Below are 21,855 nucleotides of genomic sequence, written 5' to 3'. Positions count from 1 at the left end.
GCCTACGGGGTCTCCGCGCCCCAGCCGTTCGGGCACGTCTGCGGCTTCGTGCCGTAGACGAAGGCCACGAAGTCCTTGAGCTCCGGGACCCAGTACGGCCACTGGTGCTCGCCCGCGCCCCGGCAGTAGCGGTGGCTGACGCCGCGGTCCTTCAGGTCCTGGTGGAGGGCGGCGGCGCCCGCGCCGATGTCCGTCTCGCCGACGCCGCCCGCGCCGCCCGCGTAGAGGGCCATCCGCCCGCCGTACGGGGCGTACTTGCCGTCCAGCGCGAGGTTGGCCGGGTTGAGGGAAGGCCAGCCGGAGGGCGGGCCGAAGACCGTCGCCATGCGGTACGGGGTGTCGCCCGTCACCCGGAACTTGCCGTCGAACAGGCCCGTCCACAGGATGGAGGCGCCCGCCATCCAGGTGGAGTCGGCGATGACGCGCTGGGCGCCGGGATGGTAGATGTCCGTACCGGCCGAGAAGGCGCCCACGGCGGAGTACACCTCCGGGTACCGGCCCGCGTAGCGCAGGGCCCCGTACCCGCCCATCGAGACTCCCGCGACGGCCCGCCCGGAGGCGGCGCGCACCGTGTTGAAGTTGGCGTCGATCCACGGGACCAGCTGCTTGACGTGGAAGGTCTCCCACTGCGGGGCGAAGAAGCCGTCCGTGTGGCCGGGCCAGTCGCTGTACCAGCCCGCCTTGCCGGCCTCCGGCATCACGACGATGCCCGGGAAGGCCGAACCGGCCAGGGCGGCGGTGACGTTGCCCTCGTCGGGCTTCGACCACTGCTCGACGTCGCCGCTGCCGCCGTGCAGCAGGTAGAGCACGGGGTAGGGGCGGGCCCGGTCGCGCCGGTAGTCCTCCGGCAGCAGGATCCGGACGCGCACCGACACCTGCACCGGGTCGATCGACGGGGTCCCGCCGTGCGGGGCGAAGATCGCGGCGGTGGTGAGGGAGGCGTCGCCCATCCGCTCGCTCTGGCCGGCGGCGGTGGACCAGGTGCGCAGGGTCAGCCCGTGGGCGTTGGGCGCGGGCAGCGAGGGCAGGGCCGATGCCGCGGCGGTCCCGCTCGCCGCCGCGGCCACCGCGGCGGCCCCGGCGGGGGCGGCGGGTACGGCCACCGCGAGTGCGGCCGCGGCGGCGAACAGCGCCAGGGCGCGGCGCGGGACGGACGGACGGCGCACGGAGTCTCCCGGGGGTGGGTGGGTGGCGGGGTCTCCTCACGGTGGCCGATTCACCTCGAGTACACCCGGTGTCCGGGCGGACGTCCGGAACCGTCGGTGGGGTTTGTCGGTCGGTCGTGCTTTCCTGGGGGCATGATCAATGAGTTCCTGGCCAAGGGCCTGCCCGATGTGGAAGAGGCCGTCCGCAAGGCGGCGGCGGTCGAGATCATGCCGAGGTTCCGACAGCTGGCCGACCACGAGGTCGACGAGAAGAGCGGCCCGCACGACCTGGTGACCGTCGCCGACCGCAAGGCCGAGGAGCACCTGACGGCCTCCCTGACCCGGCTGCTGCCCGGCTCCGCCGTGGTCGGCGAGGAAGCCGTGCACGCCGACCCGACGGTCTACGGCGCGCTGCGCGGGGACGCCCCGGTGTGGATCGTGGACCCGGTCGACGGCACCCGGCAGTTCGTCGCCGGCGACGCCGGCTTCTGCACCCTGGTGGCGCTGGCCCACCGCGGGGAGATCCTCGCCTCCTGGACCTTCGCCCCCGCCCTGGAGGAGCTGGCCACCGCCGTGCGCGGGGAGGGCGCGTACGTCAACGGCGAGCGGATCCTGTGCGGTTCGCCCGAGGCGGGCGCCGAACTGCGGGTCGCCATCGCCCACCCGCTGTACACCTCCGACGAGCACAAGCGCGTCCTGGGCCGGCTGGACGTGCCCGGGGTCGCGGCCCGGCCCTGCGGTTCGGCGGGCCTGGAGTACCTGAAGGTGGCCCGCGGCGAGATGGACGGCCTGGCCTTCACCTGGCCTTCGGCCTGGGACCACGCGGCCGGGCTGCTCCTGGTCACCGAGGCGGGCGGCGCGCACAGCACCGTCGACGGGGTCCCCTTCCGAGTGGACCTGGACAACGCGCTGCCGTTCGCGGTCGGCCGCGACGAGGCCACCACCGTACGGATCCGCGACCTGCTGCGCGGTCAGTAGCGGTCGGCGGGCAGTATCCACGTCGGCCGCCGCGGCCGCCGCGGTGCGGGCGGGCGGGGCGGGCGCAATATCCTGGAGGCGCAGGCGCCGCCGGACGAAGGAGTCGCAAGTGCCGTCGATTCTCGATGCGGTCGTGGTGGGGGCGGGGCCCAACGGGCTGACGGCCGCCGTGGAACTGGCCCGGCGCGGCTTCTCGGTGGCCGTCTTCGAAGCCGGGGAGACGGTCGGCGGAGGGGCCCGGACCGAGGAGCTCACCCTGCCGGGCTTCCGGCACGACCCGTGCTCGGCGGTGCACCCGCTCGGCATCGGCTCGCCGGTCTTCGCCACGATGCCGCTCAAGCGGTACGGGCTGGAGTGGCTGCACGCCCCGCTGCCCATGGCACACCCCTTCGACGACGGCACGGCTGCCGTGCTGTCCCGCTCGGTCGCCGAGACGGCGGCCTCATTCGGGCCGCGCGACGCGGGCACGTACCGGCGCCTAGTCGAACCGTTCCTCGGCAAATGGGACACCCTCGCCCGGGACTTCATGTCCCTGCCGAGCACCGCGCTGCCCCGAGATCCGCTCACCCTCGCCCGGTTCGGACTCACCGGGCTGCCGCCCTCCACCTGGCTGCTGCGCCGCTTCCAGGACGACCGGGCGCGGGCGCTGATCTCCGGGCTCGTCGCGCACGTCATCGCCCCGCTCGGCGGGTTCGCCACCGGCGCGGTCGGCATGGTCTTCGCCCTCGCCGCGCACGCGAACGGCTGGCCGATGCCGCGCGGCGGCTCGCAGTCGATCTCCGACGCGCTCGCCTCGTACCTGCGCGACCTCGGCGGCACGATCCACACCGGCTTCGAGGTCAAGCGGCTCGACGACCTCCCGCCGGCCCGCGCGTACGTCTTCGACACCTCGCCGACCGCGCTGGCCCGGATCGCCCGCCTGGGGCGCGCGTACGACGGCTACAAGTACGGCGCCTCCGTGTTCAAGATCGACTACGCGCTGGACGGCCCCGTCCCGTGGACCGCGGAGGAGCCCCGCCGCGCCGGCACCGTCCAGGTCGGCCCGAACACCCGGGACATCGACGCCGCCCTCCAGCTCGCCACGAGCGGCCGGGCCCCCCGCAACCCCTTCCTCATCACGGCGCAGCCCAGCCTCGTCGACCCGGGCCGGGCGCCCGAGGGCAAGCACGTGTTCTGGGCGTACGGACACGTCCCCGCGGGCTGGGACGGCGACCTCACCGACGCCGTCGAACGCCAACTGGAGCGCTTCGCGCCGGGTTTCCGCGACCTGGTCCTGGCCCGCGCCACGGCCGGCCCGCCACAGCTCGCCGCCCGCAACCCCAACTACGTGGGAGGGGACATCGCGTGCGGCGCCGCCACGGGCCTCCAGCTGGTGCTGCGGCCGAAGCTCTCCCTCACCCCGTACACGACGGCCCACCCGGCGGTCTTCCTCTGCTCCTCCGCGACCCCGCCGGGACCGGGCGTCCACGGGATGTCCGGCCACAACGCCGCGAAGGCGGTCTGGCGCCGGCTGCGCGCCGCTTCCTGACCCGCGAACGAGAGAGGCACGACGATGCTGCGAGTGACCCTGGTCCAGGGCGACATCACCACCGAGCACGTGGACGCGATCGTCAACGCCGCGAACTCCTCCCTGCTCGGGGGCGGGGGAGTGGACGGCGCGATCCACCGCCGGGGCGGCCCCGAGATCCTCGAAGCCTGCCGGGTCCTGCGCCGCTCGCACTACGGCAAGGGCCTCCCGACCGGCCGCGCCGTGGCCACCACCGCGGGCCGCCTCCCGGCCCAATGGGTGATCCACACCGTGGGTCCGGTCTGGTCGCGGGAGGAGGACCGCTCCGAGCTGCTCGCCTCCTGCTACCGCGAATCCCTGCGGGTCGCCGACGAGTTGGGGGCGCGGACGGTGGCCTTCCCGGCGATCTCGACGGGCGTCTACGGCTGGCCCATGGACGACGGCGCCCGGATCGCCGTCGAGACCGTGCGGAGCGCGAAGACGGAGGTGGAGGAGGTCCGCTTCGTCCTCTTCGACGAGCGGGCGTTCCAGGTGTTCGTCGAGCGGACCCACACCTCGTAGTACGACGCCGGCCGTCCGCCACCGCGGGCTCCCGGGACTGTCGGCCGGGCTACCGGCGGCCGAGGAAGCCGGTGATGAGATCCAGCCATTCCCCGGGCTGCTCCAGGAAGGGCAGGTGCCCGGTCGGGAGTTCGGCGGTGACGGCGCCGGGGATGGCGGCTGCCACCTCGTGCTGGAGGGCGGCCGGGATGAGGGAGTCGGCGGTGGTGACGACGACGAGGGTCGGCGCGGTGATGGCGGCGAGGTCCGCCCGCACGTCGGCGCGCCGCACCAGGTCGACCTGATCACCGGTGCCCGGGGGGATCGAGGGGGCGGTCTGTTCGGCGGCGGTGCGGAGCTGGGCGGGGGTGAAGGAGTTCAGGGCGGGAGTGCCGAAGGCCAGCAGGGTCATGTACTGGGCGAGCAGCGTGTGCTCGCCGGAGGCGAAGAGCTGCTGCCAGATGGATGCGGCCAGCTCGGTGCGGGTGTCCACGCGGGCGAAGGTGGCGCTCAGGACGAGCGAGGTGACCCGCTCGGGGTGGCGGGCGGCCACGCGAACGGCGACCGGGCCGCCCAGGGAATAGCCCGAGAGGGCGAACGTATCGAGGCCTTCGGCATCCGCCGCCGCGACCAACTGATCGGCCAGCTCGTCGAGTTCCAGGGGAGTCCGGGCGGTGGGGGTGGCGCCGGCGCCCGGGTAGTCGACCCCGACGACGGTGTGCCGCGCGGCGAGCCCGTCCATGATCGGCCCGTAGTTGGCCTCGATGCCGCCGCCCGCGCCGTGGGCGAGGAGGAGGCCGGGGCCGGATCCGCGGACGGTGCGGGCGTAGGGGGTGTGGGGGGCGAGGGGGGTGAGGGGTGCGGTGGTCATGGCGGGGTCCTTTGCGTGTGTGGTCAAGGCAGGCACGGGAGCGGCGTGAGGTGGCCGCGCCGGGCCATCCCGGCTTTAGTGATCGATAAAGCTGAGATGTGGGAGACCGTAGCAGAATGCCTTTAGCGGTCGCTACAGGTGGCGGGGTAGACTGCGTGCGTGACGCTGAGTGGTGAGAACGGGCAGACGGCCCCCAGGGCGCGGTCCCGCCGCGCCTTCGACCGGGACAAAGCCCTGGCCGTGGCGCTGGAGGAGTTCTGGACGTACGGGTACGAGACCACGTCCATCGCCTCGCTCACCAAGGCCATGGGGATCAACCCGCCCAGCCTGTACGCGGCCTTCGGCGACAAGCGGCAGCTGTTCGGCGAGGCCGTGGAGCTGTACCAGCGCACCTACGGCACGGTCCCCGCGTCGGAGGAGGTCCCCGATGCCCGCACGGCGGTCCGGGCCGTGCTGATGCGCGTGGCGGCGGACTACACGGACCCGCGCCATCCGCCGGGCTGTCTGATCATCACGGCGGCGACGAACTGCGGCCCCGGCTCCCAGGACGTACAGACGGACCTCCGCACGATCCGGGAGGCCACGAAGGCGTCCCTCGCCGCGCTCATCCGCCGGGACGTCGAAACCGGAGCCCTTCCCGGGGATGTGGACGCGGAGGGCCTCGCCACCTTCTACGCGTCGGTCATCCAGGGCATGAACCAGCAGGCGGTCGACGGGGCGTCCCGCGAGACGCTGGAAAAGGTCGCGGAGGCCGCGATGAGGGCCTGGCCGGAGCCCGGTCCCGCCTGAAACGCGGCGCTCGGACCACGGGGGAACGGCCTCGGGGGCGAGCGGCTGCACGATTGCCGACACCGGGGTGAACCGACCCGTTCATCCAGGCGTGTTGCCCACGTGATCCAGTACGAGAGTGCCGGTGCGAGCGGGGGTTCCGATGACCGGCACCCGAAGACGAGGTGAGTTCCGATGACCACTGCTCTGCTCGAGACGGACACCGCGGCCTGCCGCGACGCGGATCCGGACCTGTTCTTCCCCGCCGCTCACGCGGGCGCGGAGCAGGAGCGCCGGGTGGCGGCCGCGAAGGAGCTGTGCCGCGGGTGTCCGATACGGCGGCGCTGCCTGACGCACGCACTGGAGGTGTCCGAAAGCGAGGGGATCTGGGGCGGGTTCACCGCTCGGGAACGGCGCCGGTTGCGTGCGTACGCCGCCAGCCTGCGGGCGCTCGACCCCCGGGTGATCGACGAGCTGCAGGCGGGCCGGTCCGTGGCGTTGCCGGCCGTGGACAGGCCCGCGGTGGCGCACCGGCTGTCCCGGCTCGGATGGAGCCTGACCCGGATCGGCCTGGCGCTCGGGGTGGAGCCCTGGGCCGCCCACACGGCCTCGGTGACGGGGGCGAACGCCGCGTTCTACGTCAGCGCGGAGGACGGCCGCGATGGGTGCGACGGGTCCGGTGGGCCCGGTGGGCCCGGGCCGGGGGCCCGGCGCTCCACCGGATGAGCCCCGGCCGCTCCGGCCGCTCCGACCCGGGGCGACGGGGGCGGGCTGGGCGGGCGGGGCGGGCGTGCACTGCTCGCGCCGTGCACGCCCGTTCGCCGGGAACCCGCTGGACTACCGCTCCAGGCGGCGCTGTCCGAAGCGGGGGCCCTGGACGAGGGGTGCCCGTCTGGGGTCCGGTCCGGACCGGGTGGCGGGGCCGTCCCCGACCGGTCACTCCTGCGGTGACGGAAGTCTTGCGTCGCGGCGTGGAACGGGCCGTGCGCGTGCGCGGTTCCGTAGCGTCCGCGGGATGCGAGTACTTGTCACGGGAGGCGCCGGATTCATCGGCGCGCACATCGTCTCGGCACTGAACGCGCGCGGGCACCAGCCGGTGGTCCTGGACGCGCTGCTGCCCGCCGCCCATCCCCGGCCGCCGGCCCTGCCCGACGCGGAGCTGGTCCGCGGGGACGTGCGGGACGCGGAGGCCGTACGGGCCGTGCTGCGCGGGGTCGACGCCGTGTGCCACCAGGCCGCCATGGTCGGGCTCGGCAAGGACTTCGCGGACGCGCCCGGGTACGTCGGCTGCAACGACCTCGGTACGGCGGTACTGCTCGCGGGCATGGCCGAGGCGGGCATCGGGCGGCTGGTGCTGGCCGGGTCCATGGTCGTGTACGGGGAGGGACGCTACGAGTGCCCGCGCGACGGCGCTGTGCGCCCCGGGCCGCGCGAGGTCGCGGACCTGGAGGCGGGGCGCTTCGAGCCGCGCTGCCCGAGGTGCGGGGCGGAACTGGTGCCGGGACTGGTGGACGAGGACGCCCCGGTGGACCCGCGCAACGTCTACGCGACGACGAAGCTCGCGCAGGAGCACCTGGCGGCGTCCTGGGCGCGGTGCGTGGACGGCCGGGCGGTGGCGCTGCGCTACCACAACGTGTACGGGCCGGGGATGCCGCGGGACACCCCGTACGCGGGGGTGGCCTCCTTCTTCCGCTCGGCGCTGGCCCGCGGCGAGGCGCCGCGCGTGTTCGAGGACGGGGCGCAGCGGCGCGACTTCGTCCACGTACGGGACGTGGCCGCGGCCAACGCGGTGGCGTTGGAGGCGGTCGGGGGCCGGGCCGCCGGGTCGCTGGCCGCGTACAACACGGGCAGCGGCGAGCCGCACACCATCGGGGAGATGGCGCGGGCGCTGGCACGGGCCCACGGGGGCCCCGACCCGGTGGTGACGGGGGAGTTCCGGCTGGGCGACGTACGGCACATCACGGCGGACTCGCGCCGGCTGCGTGCGGAGCTGGGCTGGCGGCCGGAGGTCGGCTTCGCCGAGGGGGTGACGGAGTTCGCGCATGCGGCGCAGCGCGCGTCGGCGGCTTCGCCGCAGCCGGCGTAGGGGGGTGCGGCTCAAAGACCGGGGCTCCGCCCCGGACCCCGCGCCTCAAACGCCGGAGGGGCTGGGAGTGGGGGCTGCCGTCCGCCAGGCGCGGCTGGATTGCCCGGAGGGCAATTTCAGCCCGTCCGGCGTTTGAGGACCGGGGTCTGGGGCGGAGCCCCAGGGGCCCGGGCCGCTAAACGCCCCGGGCGGGCAACGGCAGGGTCACCTCGAAGCGGCAGCCGCCGGCGACGTTGCGGACGTCGGTGTGGCCCGAGTGGGCCTCGACGATGCCGCGGACGATCGCGAGGCCCAGGCCGGCGCCCGCCGGGGGCGTCCGGGCGGTGGTGCCGCGCCAGCCGGTGTCGAAGACGCGGGGGAGGTCCTCGTCCGGGATGCCGCCGCAGCCGTCTGTGACGGAGAGGACGACCGCGCCGGAGTCGGCGCGCAGCTCGGCGGCGATGGCGACCGTGCCGTCGGCGGGCGTGTGGCGGATCGCGTTGACCAGCAGGTTGGCGAGGACCCGGGTCATCTCCTTGGCGTCCACCAGCACCGGCACGGCCTCGACCTGCCCGCCCGTCAGACGGACCCCGTGTTCGTCGGCGAGTACGTGGGCCCCGGAGAGCGCGTCGCCCACCAGGTCGTAGACCGACATCCGGGTGGGGGTGAGGGTCAGTGCTCCGGCGTGGATGCGGGACAGTTCGAACAGGTCGCCGACCATGGTGTTCAGCCGCTCGACCTCGGTGCGGATCCGCCGGTGGTAGCGGGCCGGGTCCGGGGCCACGCCGTCCTCCAGTGCCTCCGACATCGCGCGCAGCCCGGCCAGCGGAGTGCGCAGGTCGTGGGAGATCCAGGCGACGAGCTCGCGGCGCGAGGCCTCCAGGGCTCGCTCGCGCTCCCGCGAGGCGGCCAGTTTGGCGCTGGTGGAGGCCAATTCCCGTGAGAGCGCGGCGAGTTCGGCGGTGGCCGGGACGGCCGGCGCGGCGAAATCACCCCCGTCCCCGAACTCCCGGGCGGCGAGCGTGAGATCGTGGCTGCGGGCCACGACCCAGCGCCCCAGCAGTACGGCGGTGGCCAGCGCGACGACGGCGGCCATCGCCACGACGAGCGTCACCACGGTGAGGTCGTGGGAGGAGAGGAACATCGCCCGGGCCACGGACAGGGTGCCGGCGAGCATGGCCGTCACCGCGACGGCGGCCACCACGGTGAGGGCGACGGTGACCGAACGGTGGCGCAGCAGCCGCAGGGCGAGGGCGCCGAGGAGCCCGGCGCAGGCGGCCCCGCCGAGGGCGAACGCGGCGATCAGCAGCAGGTCCTTCACGCGGAATCGCCCTCCGGGGCGGGGTCGAAGCGGTAGCCGACGCCCCATACGGTCTGGATGAGCCGCGGCAGCGCCGGATCGTCCTCGATCTTGGCCCGCAGCCGGCGCACGTGGACGGTGACGGTGGAGAGGTCCCCGAAGTCCCAGCCCCATACGTCCCGCATCAGCTCCTCCCGGCCGAGGGCCAGCCCCGGGTGCCGCAGGAAATGCGCGAGCAGGTCGAACTCGCGGAGCGTGAGCGCGAGTTCCCCTCCGTTCTTGGTGGCCCGGCGGGTGCCCGGGTCCAGGGCCAGCCCGCCGCCGCCGAGCGCGGGCTGCGGCGGTGTGGTTGTCGGGACCGCGCGCCCGCGGCGCAGTACGGACTCCACCCGCAGGACGAGCTCGCGCGGGCTGAAGGGCTTGGTGACGTAGTCGTCGGCGCCCAGCTCCAGCCCGGCGATCCGGTCGTCCTCGTCGCCGCGCGCGGTCAGCATGACCACCGGCACCGGGGCGACGGCACGGAGCCGGCGGCACACCTCCAGCCCGTCCAGCCCCGGCAGCATCAGGTCCAGGACGACGAGGTCGGGCCAGGACCGCCCGGCGCTCGCGAGCGCCGCGAGGCCGTCCGCCGCGTGCTCCACGGCGAAACCGGCCCGCCGCAGATAGCCGGTGACGACCTCGGCGACCGTCGGGTCGTCGTCGACGACCAGGACGCGCCCGGAAGGGGAGGGAGGGGGTTCCACGCTCATGGCGGACAGCCTCGCATCCGGCGGGCCGGCCGTAGTGGCGGGGCGGCGGCGACGAGGGTGACGTCCGCGTTTCGTAAGGAGTCGAAGGGGCCCCGGCCCGGCCCGGATCCCTACGGTGAAACCCGTGACCGTAGACGTCGTACTTCCCTGTCTGAACGAGGCCGAGGCGCTGCCCTGGGTGCTCGCCCGCATCCCCGCCGGCTGGCGGGCCGTCGTGGTCGACAACGGCTCCGACGACGGGTCCGCCGCCCTCGCGCGCGACCTCGGCGCGACCGTCGTGCGCGAATCGCGCCGCGGCTTCGGCGCGGCCTGCCACGCCGGGCTGCTCGCCGCCGAGGCGGACATCGTCTGCTTCTGCGACTGCGACGCCTCCCTGGACCCCGGGCTGCTCGCGGAGTTCGCGACGACCGTGGCGGACGGCGGCGCCGACCTCGTACTCGGCCGCCGCAGACCGCGGGGACGGGGCGCCTGGCCGGCCCATGCCCGGGCCGGGAACCTGGCGCTGGCCCACATGCTGCGCCGCCGCACCGGGTTGCGCCTGCACGACCTCGGTCCGATGCGGGCGGCCCGGCGCGAGGCGCTGCTCGCACTGGAACTGACCGACCGGCGCAGCGGCTACCCGCTGCAGATGGTCGTACGGGCCGCCGACGCCGGGTGGCGGGTGCGCGAGGTGGACGTCCCGTACCTGCCCCGCGCGGGCAAGTCCAAGGTCACCGGCACCTGGCGGGGCACCTGGCAGGCCGTCCGCGACATGAGCCGGGTGCTGGCCGAACCGCCCGTGGGCCGGGCGGCACCCATGAGCGGGCGGCGCCCATGAGCGGCGGCGCCCATGAGCGGGGGCCGGGCGTGAGCGGGGGCCGGGCGTGACCACGCTGCTCGTCATCGCCAAGGAACCCGTACCGGGGCGGGTGAAGACCCGGCTGACACCGCCGTTCACCCCGGGCGAGGCCGCGGCCCTGGCCGAGGCCGCGCTCGCCGACACCCTGGAGGCCGTCGCCGCCACGCCGGCCGAACGGCGGGTCCTGGTGCTGGACGGGCGGCCCGGACCCTGGCTGCCGGCCGGGTTCGAGGTGGTCCCGCAATCCGGCGGCGACCTCGACGAGCGGCTCGCCGCCGCCTTCGCCGGATGCGCCGGCCCGGCCCTGCTGATCGGCATGGACACCCCGCAGGTCACCCCCGAGCTGCTGGCCCCGGCAGCCGACTGGGCCGCGTACGACGCCTGGTTCGGCCCGGCCGTCGACGGCGGCTTCTGGGCGCTGGGCCTGGCGCGGCCGGACCCCGGGCTGCTGCGCGGCGTACCCATGTCCGTCCCCGGGACCGGCGCCGCGCAGTACGCGCGGCTGGCCGGGGCCGGGCTGCGGGTCGGGCGGCTGCCGGTGCTGCGGGACGTGGACACCGCCGAGGACGCGCGGCTGGTGGCCGCCGAAGCCGCCGGCGGGCGCTTCGCGGCCCTGCACGCGCGGCTGACCTCCGCGCCGCGCGAGCCCGGCAGCCGGGCCGTACGCGCATGAGCGCGCTGGGCCCGGCCCCGGCGAACCCACTGCCTGGCGGGCGGCGGCCGCCTCGGCACGCCCTTCGCCTGGGCCCGGGTCGGCGCCCGGGCCCTGCGTCGGCACGCCGAGGCGACCGGCTGGGCGGTCCTGGACCAGTGGCGGGTGGCGGGCCGGGCCTTCGTAGTACTGACCCGGCGCCCTCAGGCCTTGGTGCCGCCGGCCTAGGGGTGTTGTCCCGGGACGTTGGTGAGGGGGCGGTGTGGGGTGCCGGCCCGGCCGTGGCCGGGCGCGCGCCGGGGCGTCTCCTCGGGCGTCGAACGTGTCGGGGGGTCGGTGGGCCGAGGGTGGTTGTGTTCGACGCCCTGCGGGGACGCCCCTGCACACACCCGGCCCCGTCCGGGCCTGCGGGGACGCCCCGGCCCATGCCTGGCTCTGCCCTGGCCTGTGGGGACGCCCCGACGCACACCCGACCCCGTCTGGGCCACCTCAGCCTCGCCGGCGTTTGAGGCGCGGGGTCTGGGGCGGAGCCCCTGGGGGCACCTCCCAGCGGTAGCTGGGGGAGAAACGGCCTAAGCGCCGGGTGCAGATTCCGGTCCGGGTCCGGGCCCGGACCCAGGCCCAGGCCGGGGCTCGGGGTCGGGCCCTGGACCTGGACCCGGACCTGGACCTGGACCTGGACCTGGACCTGGACCTGGACCTGGACCTGGACCTGGACCTGGACCTGGACCTGGACCTGGACCTGGACCTGGACCCGGACCCGGACCCGGACCCGGACCCGGACCCGGACCCGGACCCGGACCCGGACCCGGACCCGGCTCGGGCCGGGTCTCCGGCGCCGTGCGGGGGCGTCGGCGGGGTAGTGCTGCGGTGATGGCGGCCAGGGTCGCGATCGCGGCGAGTACCAGGAGCAGGTTCCGGCCGTAAGGCAGCGGCAGTGCCGACGGGTTGGCCGGGGCGCCGGGTCGGAGCAGCAGCGGAAGCGTGATCAGCACCAGCGCGCCCCCTGCGACGAGCGCACCCCGCAGCGCACCCCGGGCGGGAACCGCGGCGATCAGGAAGCCGACGGCCAGGACCAGCGGTGCGATCAGGCCGTCGTGCAGGACGAGCGCGCCGGCCAGCCAGATGCCTACGTCCGCCGGCGCCGGGAGCCGTGACAGCTGCCAGCCGCCGATCCCGATCAGCAGCAGGCCCGCCGCGGCCAGCGACCAGCGCAGCGCCCCCGGTCCGGTCGGCGTCTTCACAGGAGGACCTCCAGCCGCGTGACCCACTTCGTCTGCAGTACGCCCGGACGGTTCGGCGCCATGATGCGCGCCGGGTAGCCGTGGTCCGGCTCCAGCACCTGCCCGTTCAGGGTGAGGGCCAGCAGCGTCAGCGGATCGCGTACGTACTCCGCTCCCATCTCCATCACCCGGTAGGCACCGGCCACTTCGAGGGAGACCACCCGGACCCCGCACCCCGGCGGCCCGCCCGCCCGCGCCACGAGGTCCCGTACGCGCACCCCCGCCCAGCGGGCCTCCACGCTCCAGCCCTCCACGCACGCGATCGGCAGCCGGGCGCGCGTCTGCGGCAGCGCCCGCAGCTGATCCAGCGTCAGCGTGTACGGCTCCGGTCCGACCACTTCGAGCCGCCAGTCGCGCAGCGCCGCCTCCGTCACGCCGGCCGCGGCGACCGTACGGTTGACCGGCAGCCCCTGGGGCCCGAAGTCGGGATGCCGGGGCGCCAGCAGGTCCAGCCGCTTCAGCGGGGTGAAGGCCTGCCCCACGGTGGTGAGGGTCACCGCGCCCACCGCCGCCCCGACCCCCAGCAGCAGCGAGCGCCGGTCCCGGGCGTCCTCGGCGGGCAGGGCCAGGGTGCCGGTCGAGCGCCGGCTCCAATGTGCCCTGATGTCGGGTGCCTTGACGGCGAGGTGCAGCAGGATCGAGCCCGCCACCACCCATGCCACCGCGAAGTGCGTCTGTACGAAGGGGAACGGCCACGGGTACCACTCGACGATGTTCAGCAGACCGGTGAAGACCTGGAAGACGGCCGTCGACACCAGCACCGCCACCGAGAGCCGCTCCAGCGCGTGCCGCACGGACCGCACCGGCGGCCACACGAACAGCCTCGGATACACCGCCCACAGTTTGACGAGCAGCAGCACGATCGCCGCGAGCCCGGAGGCGATGTGCAGCCCCTGCGTGAGCCGGTACCCCCACACCGGCCGGCTCGGCAGCGAGTTCGCCGCCCAGCCGGGCGGATGCTGGAGGTAGTGACTGATCAGCCCGGTCAGGAAGCACACCGCGAAGGCGGCGCCGAGCCATCGTCCGACGGCGGTCGCGGTACGGGCGTCGTGCAGGCGGCCTTTGAACGAGGGAGGTCTGACGGGCGGGAAGGCGGGGCGCCGGCGGGCTCGCGGAGTCATGCCGTCCATCACAGCGCCGTCCGGCGCCGAGCGGTGGATCCGACACCTTACGAATCGCGGACACCGGGCCGTGCGAGGCGGCTGCGCCGGTCCACCGCTGCCAGGCTGTCGCCATGCAGAGCCACCGCCCGACGGCCTGGACGAGGACCGGCCCGCGCCCGCGGTTCCGTACGGCCGTCGCCGCCCTCCTCCTGGCCGCCCTCGCCGCCGTCCTCGCGTGCACGGTCCGCAAGGACGGCTGGTTCGCGGATCCGGTCGGGCTGTCCTGGTGGTACGCGGCCGGCTGGGCTCTGTTCGCCGCGGCCGCACTGGCCCTGCGGGCGGTACCCGCCCGCCACGTCGTCCCGCTGGTGCTGGCCGGCTCGGTGGTGGTCGCCGCCACCGGGCTGGTCGCGGCCCCCCGTACCAGTACCGACTCCTTCCGCTACGCCTGGGACGGCCGGGTCCAGGCGGCCGGGACCTCCCCGTACGACCACGCTCCCGCCGATCCCGCGCTCCTGCCGCTGCGGGACCGCTGGCTCTTCCCGCAGGGCGCGGCCGCCTGCGCCGGACCGGACCTGGCGCCCGTCTCCGCCGGGGTGTGCACCCGGATCAACCGGCCCCGGGTGCACACCGTCTACCCGCCCGTGGCCGAGGGGTACTTCCTCCTCGTGCACGCGCTCTCGCCGCCGGACGCGCGCCTGGGGCCCCTGCAGACCGGCGCGGCCCTGCTGTCCGTGGCCACGACCTGCGCGCTCCTGCTGGTCCTGCGCCGGCGCGGTGATCCCCGTACCGCCGCCTACTGGGCCTGGTGCCCGGCCGTGCCCGTCGAGGCGGTGAACAACGCCCATGTCGACGTGCTCGCCGTCCTGTTGTCCGTCGCCGCCCTCGGGGTGGTCGTCCGTCACCGGGCCGCGGGCGGCGCGCTGTTCGGGCTGGCGATCGCGGCGAAGCTGCTGCCCGCGGTGCTGCTGCCGGGCGCCCTGTCCGGGGTGCGGCGGACGCGCGACGCGGTCGCCGTGCTGCTGCCCGCGGCCGCCGTGGTCGGGCTGGTCTACCTGCCGTACGTCCTCGTCTCGCACTCCTCCGTCCTCGGCTACCTGGGCGGCTACGCCCAGGAGGAGGGCTACGAGGACGCCTCGGCGCGCGGCCGGTACGCCCTGCTGCGGCTGCTGTTCCCCGACGCCTGGGCGCTGCCGCTCGTGGTCCTCGTCATGGCGGCGGTGGTCGCGTACGTCCTCCGGCGCGGGGACCCCGAACGTCCCTGGAGCGGGGCGCTGCTGGTGACCGGGACGGCCTTCCTGCTCATGACGCCCGGCTACTCCTGGTACGCGCTCCTGCTGGTCGCCCTCGTCGCCCTCGACGGCCGCTGGGAGTGGCTCGCCGTCGCCGTCGCGGGCGCCGCCGCCTACGTCACCGGCCGGGCCCTCGGCGAGGCGACGGGCACGGTCGCCTACGCGCTCGCGGCCGCCGCCGTCCTCGCCGGCTGGAGCGCGAGGCGGACTGGGAGGCGGACTCGGAGGCGGACCAAGGGGCGGGCTCAGAGCCGGCGCGCCGAGGCGCCCGGGGTGGGGCGCGGGTAGGTCCGGGACTGCTTGACGCTGCCGTACGCGAAGCTCGACTCGATCGAGGCGATGCCGGGGATGGCGTGGATCCGGTCGCGCACCAGGGATTCGTACGCCTCCAGGTCCTCGATGACCACCCGGAGCAGGTAGTCGCTGCTGCCCGCCATCAGGTAGCAGTCCTGGATGTGCTCGATGACCTGGACGTGCTCCTCGAAGGTGCGGACCGCCGCCGCCGAGTGGCGTTCGAGGCGGATCCGGACGAACACGGTGATCGGCAGCCCGAAGGCGACCTGGTCGACCATGGCCGTGTAGCCGCGGATGAGGCCCGCCTCCTCCAGGCGCCGGACCCGGCGCAGGCACGGTGAGGGGGAGAGGCGGACACGGTCGGCGAGGTCCTGGTTGGACAGCCGCCCGTCGGCCTGCAATTCCCGGATGATCTGCAGATCGACTGCGTCCATGGCCACTCCTCCGCGGATCTTTACAGATCCTTGGCAGATCCTGCCCCAAACGTATGTCCGGGAGGCAGAACTGGCAATCGACTGCCCCGGCCCAGGCCCTAGCGTTGCGGAGGTACGGAATCCCGTACGCGCAGCACCCCCGGAAGCCGGAGAGCCACCCTTGGTCGCCATCGACACCACGGCCGCCGCCGCACCCCCCGCAGCGGCCGGGCGGCGCCCGCTCTCCCCGCAGGCCGAAGGGATGGCGGCCCTGCTGGTGACCGTTGCCATCTGGGCCGCCTTCGCGCTCAGCGCCCGCGCCCTGAGCGCCTCCTCCCTGCTGCCCGCCGACGCCGCCCTGCTGCGCTTCGGCGTCCCGCTCGTCGTGCTGTTCCCCGCCCTGTGGCGCCGCCGCCACCGCATCGCGCGGGTCCGGCCGGGCGCCGCGATCAAGATCGTGTGCGGCGCCGGGGTGCCGTTCTTCCTCGCGGCGATGCACGGCGGCGCCCTGACCTCCGCCGCCTTCGTCGGCTCGATCGTGCCGGGCATGGTCCCGCTCTTCGTCTCCGCGCTCATGGTGGCCCGCGGGCACCGCGCGCCCCGCGGCACGCAGGCGGCCGGGCTCGCGCTGATCGCCGTCGGCGTGGCCGCCCTCGTCTGGCGCTACGTGGTCCCGGTGGACACCGGCGTACTGGCGGGCGCCGGCACGCTGCTGGTGGCCAGCGGGCTGTGGGCGCTGTACACGGTGGGGCTCAAGGAGGTCGACCTCGATCCCGTCGGGTCGATCGGCCTGCTCTGCCTGCCCTCCTTCGCGATCATCGGACTCCTCGTCCTGACCGGGGTGCTCCCGACGGGCCTCGCGCACGCCGCCGGATCCGACATCGCGCTGTTCCTGGTCGTGCAGGGGCTCGGAGTCGGACTGTGCGCCGGCCTGCTCTACGCCTTCGCCATCCGCCGGCTGGGAGCCGAGCGCAGCTCCGTCGTCGGCAGCCTCAGCCCCGTTGCCGTGGTCCTGCTCGCCGTCCCCGTACTCGGCGAGTCACCGACCCTCGCCGTCCTCCTCGGCGTCCCCCTCATCACCGCCGGCGTCGTCCTCGCCAACCGACGCCCACGACCCAAGGTTCCCGCAGATGCTTGAGCTCCTCCCGCCGCCGCCCGCCGATCCGCTGTGGGTCCTGACCGACGAGTTCGGCGCCGACGCGCGCCCCGAACGCCTCAACCTCGTCCTCGGCGTCTACCGCGACGAGTCGGGGCGCACCCCCGTCATGACCGCCGTGCGGGAGGCCGAGATCCGGCTGGCGGAGCGCTCCGCGTCCAAGGAGTACCGGGGCCTCTCCGGCAACACCGCCTTCAACCGGGCGCTGCTGGCGATGGTCCTGGGCGCCGGCGGGCCCTCGGAGCGGGCGGCGGCCGTCCAGACCGTCGCCGGCTCCGGCGCCCTGCGGCTGCTGGCCGACCTGATCTGCCGGACCCGGCCGGGCACCACGGTGTGGATCAGCGACCCCGCCTACGTCAACCACCGCCCCATCCTGGAGGCGGCCGGGCTGAAGGTGCGCACGTACGGCTGGCGCGACGCCCAGGGCCGCTTCGACACCGAGGGAGTGCTGCGCGAGCTGAGCGCCGCGGGCCGCGACGACGTGGTCCTGCTCCAGGGCTGCTGCCACAACCCCACGGGCGTGGACCCGCTGCTGGACGACTGGGAGGCGCTGGCCGAATCGGCCGTCACCGGCGGCTGGGTGCCCTTCGTCGACCTCGCCTACCACGGGCTCGGCGACGGCCTGGAGGCCGATCTGCTGCCCACCCGGATGCTGGCGGCGCGCGTACCGGAGATGCTGATCGCCGTCAGCTGCTCGAAGAACTTCGGCCTCTACAGCGACCGCGTCGGCTGCGCCATCGTGCTCGGCGCCTCGGCCAAGGCCGCGGGGCACGCCGAGACCGCCCTGCAGAACGCCGCCCGCACCCAGTACTCGATGCCGCCCGAACACGGCGCCGCCGTGGTGACGACGATCCTGGAGGACGCCGGGCTGCGGGCCGCCTGGCGCGCCGAACTGGACCTGATGCGGGGCCGGATCACGGCCAACCGGGCCGTGCTGACCGCCCACCTGAGCGCGCTGGGCCTGGGCGCGGAGGCGCGGGTGCTGGCGGGGCAGAAGGGGATGTTCTCGATGCTCCCGCTCACGGCGGAGGAGATGCTCCGGCTGCGCAGGGACTTCGCGATCTACGGCACGACCTCGGGGCGCGTCAACATCGCGGGCATTCCCGGGGACCGGATCCCGTGCCTCGCGCGGGGCATCGCCGCCGTGGCGACGTATCTGCCGTAGAACGTCTCCGGCGCAGGACTTCGGAACGGGGACAAGACAGTCCCCGGCAGTCCCGTCGATTCCACGAGCCATCCGCCGTCGCAGGTGGCTCCCATGGTCGAACGAGGTCCGCCGGGGGCCTGGCCAGAGCCTGGACAAGGGTCACGCGGGCCTTTGGACGTCTCCAGAGGGCGGCTGCGGCTCTTTCCGGTGATCCGGTGTAAAGACGAGTTTCCTCCCTATTTGTCCAGAGTCAAGAGGTCCCCGGACGTAAGCTGAAAGAGATCTGCGTCGCGCTCGAAACGAGCCCGAGCGAAGGTACTCCCATGACCGCATGGTCGATCCCACCCGGACCCGGAGCCACGGCCTGGGCACCCGAAACGGTCACGTCCGACCCGTACAACGCGCAGACCCCACCGGCCGCCCTGATCGAGCCGGTCACCCCCGTGGGGGCCTTCTTCGTGCGCGACCACTTCGGCATCCCGCGGACCACGCCCCAGCGGTGGCGCATGCGCCTCGCCGGCGAGGTCGCCGCCCCCTTCGAGATCGGCTACGAGGAGCTGCTCGGGCTGGAGCGCCGGGAACTCGACGTGGTCCTGGAGTGCGCGGGCAACGGCCGCGCCATGATGACCCCCCGCCCGCCGGGCCTGCCCTGGACCCAGGGAGCCGTCGGCTGCGCCCACTTCGCGGGCGTTCCGTTCCGTGCGCTCGCCGCCCGCGCCGGGATCGGTCCGGCCGCCGTGGAGATCGTCTTCACCGGGGCCGACTCCGGCACCGTGCACGGCCTGCCCACCGCCTTCGAACGCAGCCTCCCCCTGGCCGAGGCACTCCACCCGGACACCCTCCTGGTCACCCACATGAACGACGAGCCGCTCGCCCCCGAGCACGGCGCGCCGGTCCGCCTCGTGGTCCCCGGCCGCTACGCGGTCGCCGACGTGAAGTGGCTGGTGGAGGCGCGGGCCGTGACGGACCCGTTCGCCGGGGTCTTCCAGGCCGAGGAGTACGTCTACACGGCCTCGCGCGGCACCCCCGAAGGGCCCGTGACCACGGTCAGGGTCAAGTCGCTCATCACCGAACCCGAGCCGGACACCGCCGTGCGCCGCGGCCACGAGACCCTCGTCCGGGGCCGGGCCTGGTCCGGCGACGGGGTGCCCGTACGGCGGGTCGAGGTACGGGCCGCGTACCAGGGCGACGACGACCACGGGGAGCTGGGCGACCTCGGCCGGCTCGGCGACCGGGACTGGGCCGACGCCGTGCTGGAGCCCCCGCCCGGGCCCTACGCCTGGACCGGCTGGTCCTACCGGTGGACGCCCCGGCGCCCAGGCCCGTACCGGCTGCTGGCCCGCGCGACCGACGCACACGGCGACACCCAGCCGCCGCGGGCACCGTGGAACGCCCGTGGCTACGGCTGCAACCCGGTGTCCTCGGTCGAGGTGGTCGTCGTCTGAGACAACCCGAGGCACCCGAGGCACAGAGGCACAGAGGCACAGAGGTACCGAGGCATCCGAGGCGAGGGCAATGAGCGAGATCGAGGTCATGACCACCGCGTCGCTCGGCGACACCAGCTACCTCCTCGTCAGCGGCGACGAGGCCGCCCTGGTCGACCCGCAACGGGACAGCTGGGCACTGGTGGAGTCCTGTACGTCCAGGGGGGTGCGGATCCGGTACGTGCTGGAGACCCACGTGCACAACGACTACGTCTCCGGCGCCCTGGAGGTCCGCGCGGCGACCGGCGCCACCGTGGCGGGCCCGGCCCGCGCACCGTACGCCTTCGACCACCTGCCGATGGCCGAGGGCGACGAGATCTCCGTCGGCGACGCGACCGTGCGGGCCATGGAGACTCCCGGCCACACCGCCGAGCACACCTCGTACCTCGTCTTCGACGACACCGACCGGCCGCCCACCGCCGTCTTCACCGGAGGCAGCCTCCTCGTCGGCACCGCGGGCCGCACCGACCTCTCCGGCCCCGGGCGTACGGAGGAACTCGCGCGCGCCCAGTTCCGCAGCCTCGGGCGCCTCGCGCTGCTGCCCGACGCCACCCGGGTGCTGCCGACGCACGGCGCGGGCAGCTCCTGCGCGGCCGGCCCGGCGGCGGGGGAGCGGACCAGCACCGTGGGCGCGGAACGGCGTACGAATCCCGTGCTGGCCACCCGGGACGAGGAGGAGTTCGTCAGCGGGCGGCTGATGGGCCTGCCGCCGTACCCCGCCTACTACCGCCACATGGGGCCGATCAACCGGAAGGGTCCGCAGGTGCTGGGCGGCCCGCCCGCACCCCGGCCGCTCACCCCGGCCGTGGTGGAGGGGCTGGCCGGGGGCGGTGCGCAGGTCGTCGACGGGCGAGGGCGCGCCGAGTTCGCCGCCGCCCACCTGCCCGACTCGATCTGCGACGAGCTCGACGACCGGTTCGCGGGCCTGGTCGGCGAGGTCGTGCCCTTCGGCACCCGCCTGGTCCTGGTGGTGCCGGAGCCTGAGGAGGAAGCGGCCCGCGAGGCGATGACCCAACTCCTGCGGATCGGCTACGAGGACGTCGCCGGCTACCTGGCGGGAGGCATCGGCGCCTGGGCCTCCGCCGGCCGCCCACTGCGCTCCTTCCGCACCGCGGACGTCTCCGAGCTGGCCGGGCACCTCGCCGGACGGCAGGTGCTCGACGTGCGCCCGCAGCACCCGGAAGGCGGAGTCCCCGGCACGCTCCGCGTACCGCTCGCCGAACTGCCGCACAGGATCGGCGAGCTGACCCGGGACCGCGAGATCTGGGTGGTGTGCGGCAGCGGCCGCCGGGCGACGATCGCAGCGGGGCTGCTGGACCGCGCGGGGATCCCCGTGACGGCGGTGATCCGGGGCGGGGTGGACGAGCTGACGGCAGGGCAATGACGCACGCACACGAGAGGAGCGGACCATGAGCGGCGACGGATACGCCCATCCGGAGACACTGGTCGACACCGAGTGGCTGGCCGCGCACCTGAACGACGGGACCGTACGCGTCATCGACGTGGACGAGGACACCACCGCCTACGAGCAGGGCCACATACCCGGCGCGGTGGGCTGGAACTGGACCACCGACCTGCACGCCCCCGTGGGACGCGACTACCTGGACCGCGAGGCGCTCGGACGGCTGCTCGCCGAAGCCGGGGTCGGCTACGACACCACGGTGATCCTCTACGGCGGCAACAACAACTGGTTCGCCGCGTACGCCTACTGGATCCTGCGGCTGCGCGGCTTCAACCGGGTCAAGCTGCTCGACGGCGGCCGCAAGAAGTGGGAGCTGGAGAGCCGGGACACGACCCGCGACGTCCGGAGGTACGAGCGCACCGACTTCACGGTGACCGGCCAGGAGAACCCGCAGTTCCGCGCACTGCGCACCGAGGTGCTGGAGAGCGTGGGCCACGGGGTCCACATGGTCGACGTCCGCTCGCCGGAGGAGTACCGGGGCGAAAAGCTGGCGCCCCCGCACCTGCCGCAGGAACAGGCCCAGGTGCCCGGACACATCCCCGGGGCGGCCAACGTCCCCTGGGCGCAGGCGGCCAACGACGACGGCACCTTCAAGTCCGCGGACGAGCTGCGGATGCTGTACCTGGGCAGGGGCATCACCCCGGACCGTGAGGTCATCGCGTACTGCCGCATCGGCGAGCGCTCCTCCCACACCTGGTTCGCGCTCCACGAACTGCTCGGCTACTCGGACGTCAAGAACTACGACGGCTCGTGGACGGAGTACGGATCACTGGTCGGCGCCCCCGTCGCCCTGGGCTGAACTCCCCGA

General features: G+C 74.6%; 21 protein-coding genes. 15 read left to right on the top strand and 6 right to left on the bottom strand.

Going from position 1 to position 21,855, the window contains the following annotated elements; genetic code table 11:
• Positions 1–2: 2 nt before the first annotated feature.
• Positions 3–1,166, bottom strand: a complete 1,164-nt coding sequence (locus OG625_RS07260; protein ID WP_329377481.1) for an alpha/beta hydrolase — start codon at positions 1,164–1,166, stop codon at positions 3–5.
• A 132-nt stretch (positions 1,167–1,298) separates the two neighbouring features.
• Here OG625_RS07260 and OG625_RS07255 point away from each other — a divergent pair, with 132 nt between their 5' ends.
• The 3 genes from OG625_RS07255 (at position 1,299) to OG625_RS07245 (ending at position 4,191) form a co-directional block, all read left to right on the top strand.
• A complete protein-coding gene (locus OG625_RS07255; RefSeq protein WP_329377479.1) occupies positions 1,299–2,123 on the top strand; it encodes an inositol monophosphatase family protein in 825 nt (274 codons plus the stop codon).
• Between the two features lie 109 nt (positions 2,124–2,232).
• Positions 2,233–3,651 (top strand): phytoene desaturase family protein, encoded by a 1,419-nt coding sequence (locus OG625_RS07250; protein ID WP_329377477.1) that lies wholly within the window; start codon positions 2,233–2,235, stop codon positions 3,649–3,651.
• 24 nt (positions 3,652–3,675) lie between these two features.
• Positions 3,676–4,191: an O-acetyl-ADP-ribose deacetylase gene (locus OG625_RS07245; RefSeq protein ID WP_329377475.1), complete on the top strand. Its 516-nt coding sequence runs from the start codon at positions 3,676–3,678 to the stop codon at positions 4,189–4,191.
• 49 nt (positions 4,192–4,240) lie between these two features.
• Here OG625_RS07245 and OG625_RS07240 read toward each other — a convergent pair whose 3' ends face one another.
• Complete coding sequence (locus OG625_RS07240) at positions 4,241–5,041, bottom strand: alpha/beta fold hydrolase (protein WP_329377473.1); 801 nt, start codon at positions 5,039–5,041, stop codon at positions 4,241–4,243.
• Between the two features lie 159 nt (positions 5,042–5,200).
• Between OG625_RS07240 and OG625_RS07235 the strand changes: the two genes are divergently transcribed.
• The 3 genes from OG625_RS07235 (at position 5,201) to OG625_RS07225 (ending at position 7,895) form a co-directional block, all read left to right on the top strand.
• Complete coding sequence (locus tag OG625_RS07235; protein ID WP_329377471.1) at positions 5,201–5,830, top strand: TetR/AcrR family transcriptional regulator; 630 nt, start codon at positions 5,201–5,203, stop codon at positions 5,828–5,830.
• Positions 5,831–6,004: 174 nt separating this feature from the next.
• Positions 6,005–6,535, top strand: a complete 531-nt coding sequence (locus OG625_RS07230; RefSeq protein ID WP_329377469.1) for a WhiB family transcriptional regulator — start codon at positions 6,005–6,007, stop codon at positions 6,533–6,535.
• Between the two features lie 289 nt (positions 6,536–6,824).
• A complete protein-coding gene (locus OG625_RS07225) occupies positions 6,825–7,895 on the top strand; it encodes an NAD-dependent epimerase/dehydratase family protein (protein WP_329377467.1) in 1,071 nt (356 codons plus the stop codon).
• Between the two features lie 175 nt (positions 7,896–8,070).
• Here the strand turns inward: OG625_RS07225 and OG625_RS07220 are convergent, their stop codons facing one another.
• Together OG625_RS07220 and OG625_RS07215 are read right to left on the bottom strand one after the other, a co-directional pair.
• Positions 8,071–9,195 (bottom strand): sensor histidine kinase, encoded by a 1,125-nt coding sequence (locus tag OG625_RS07220; RefSeq protein WP_329377465.1) that lies wholly within the window; start codon positions 9,193–9,195, stop codon positions 8,071–8,073.
• Positions 9,192–9,923 (bottom strand): response regulator transcription factor, encoded by a 732-nt coding sequence (locus OG625_RS07215; protein ID WP_329377463.1) that lies wholly within the window; start codon positions 9,921–9,923, stop codon positions 9,192–9,194. Before OG625_RS07215 ends, OG625_RS07220 begins: the two co-directional genes overlap by 4 nt.
• A gap of 115 nt (positions 9,924–10,038) precedes the next feature.
• Between OG625_RS07215 and OG625_RS07210 the strand changes: the two genes are divergently transcribed.
• From OG625_RS07210 to OG625_RS07200, 3 genes are all read left to right on the top strand, one after another.
• Positions 10,039–10,740 carry a glycosyltransferase family 2 protein gene (locus OG625_RS07210; protein WP_443067678.1) on the top strand — a complete coding sequence of 234 codons (702 nt, stop codon included), beginning with the start codon at positions 10,039–10,041 and terminating at the stop codon, positions 10,738–10,740.
• Between the two features lie 46 nt (positions 10,741–10,786).
• Complete coding sequence (locus OG625_RS07205) at positions 10,787–11,434, top strand: TIGR04282 family arsenosugar biosynthesis glycosyltransferase (RefSeq protein WP_329377459.1); 648 nt, start codon at positions 10,787–10,789, stop codon at positions 11,432–11,434.
• A 562-nt stretch (positions 11,435–11,996) separates the two neighbouring features.
• The gene (locus tag OG625_RS07200) at positions 11,997–12,287 is read left to right on the top strand and encodes a hypothetical protein (RefSeq protein ID WP_329377457.1); all 291 of its coding nucleotides are present in this window, start codon (positions 11,997–11,999) and stop codon (positions 12,285–12,287) included.
• 366 nt (positions 12,288–12,653) lie between these two features.
• Here the strand turns inward: OG625_RS07200 and OG625_RS07195 are convergent, their stop codons facing one another.
• Positions 12,654–13,817, bottom strand: a complete 1,164-nt coding sequence (locus OG625_RS07195) for a molybdopterin-dependent oxidoreductase (protein ID WP_329377455.1) — start codon at positions 13,815–13,817, stop codon at positions 12,654–12,656.
• Between the two features lie 113 nt (positions 13,818–13,930).
• Here OG625_RS07195 and OG625_RS07190 point away from each other — a divergent pair, with 113 nt between their 5' ends.
• Entirely contained in the window at positions 13,931–15,379 is a 1,449-nt protein-coding gene (locus tag OG625_RS07190) for a glycosyltransferase family 87 protein (RefSeq protein WP_329377452.1), read from the top strand.
• On the opposite strand, the gene OG625_RS07185 is transcribed toward OG625_RS07190, so the two are convergent.
• Entirely contained in the window at positions 15,337–15,819 is a 483-nt protein-coding gene (locus OG625_RS07185) for an Lrp/AsnC family transcriptional regulator (protein ID WP_329377450.1), read from the bottom strand. The two genes, OG625_RS07190 and OG625_RS07185, sit on opposite strands and share 43 nt — an antisense overlap.
• 160 nt (positions 15,820–15,979) lie before the next feature.
• Here OG625_RS07185 and OG625_RS07180 point away from each other — a divergent pair, with 160 nt between their 5' ends.
• From OG625_RS07180 to OG625_RS07160, 5 genes are all read left to right on the top strand, one after another.
• On the top strand, positions 15,980–16,936 hold the full coding sequence (locus OG625_RS07180; RefSeq protein WP_329377448.1) for a DMT family transporter: 957 nt from the start codon (positions 15,980–15,982) through the stop codon (positions 16,934–16,936).
• Entirely contained in the window at positions 16,929–18,119 is a 1,191-nt protein-coding gene (locus OG625_RS07175; RefSeq protein ID WP_329377446.1) for an amino acid aminotransferase, read from the top strand. The genes OG625_RS07180 and OG625_RS07175 overlap by 8 nt, the downstream gene beginning before the upstream one ends.
• Before the next feature lie 305 nt (positions 18,120–18,424).
• A complete protein-coding gene (locus OG625_RS07170; RefSeq protein WP_329377444.1) occupies positions 18,425–19,546 on the top strand; it encodes a sulfite oxidase in 1,122 nt (373 codons plus the stop codon).
• A gap of 70 nt (positions 19,547–19,616) precedes the next feature.
• Positions 19,617–20,969 carry an MBL fold metallo-hydrolase gene (locus OG625_RS07165; RefSeq protein WP_329377442.1) on the top strand — a complete coding sequence of 451 codons (1,353 nt, stop codon included), beginning with the start codon at positions 19,617–19,619 and terminating at the stop codon, positions 20,967–20,969.
• Between the two features lie 25 nt (positions 20,970–20,994).
• Positions 20,995–21,846, top strand: a complete 852-nt coding sequence (locus OG625_RS07160) for a sulfurtransferase (RefSeq protein ID WP_329377440.1) — start codon at positions 20,995–20,997, stop codon at positions 21,844–21,846.
• The last annotated feature ends 9 nt before the right edge of the window (positions 21,847–21,855 follow it).

The sequence above is a fragment of the Streptomyces sp. NBC_01351 genome (assembly GCF_036237315.1).
In the GTDB taxonomy this organism is placed as follows: domain Bacteria; phylum Actinomycetota; class Actinomycetes; order Streptomycetales; family Streptomycetaceae; genus Streptomyces.
Note: the sequence above shows the minus strand (reverse complement) of the source record. Positions and strands in the feature narration are given on the sequence as shown.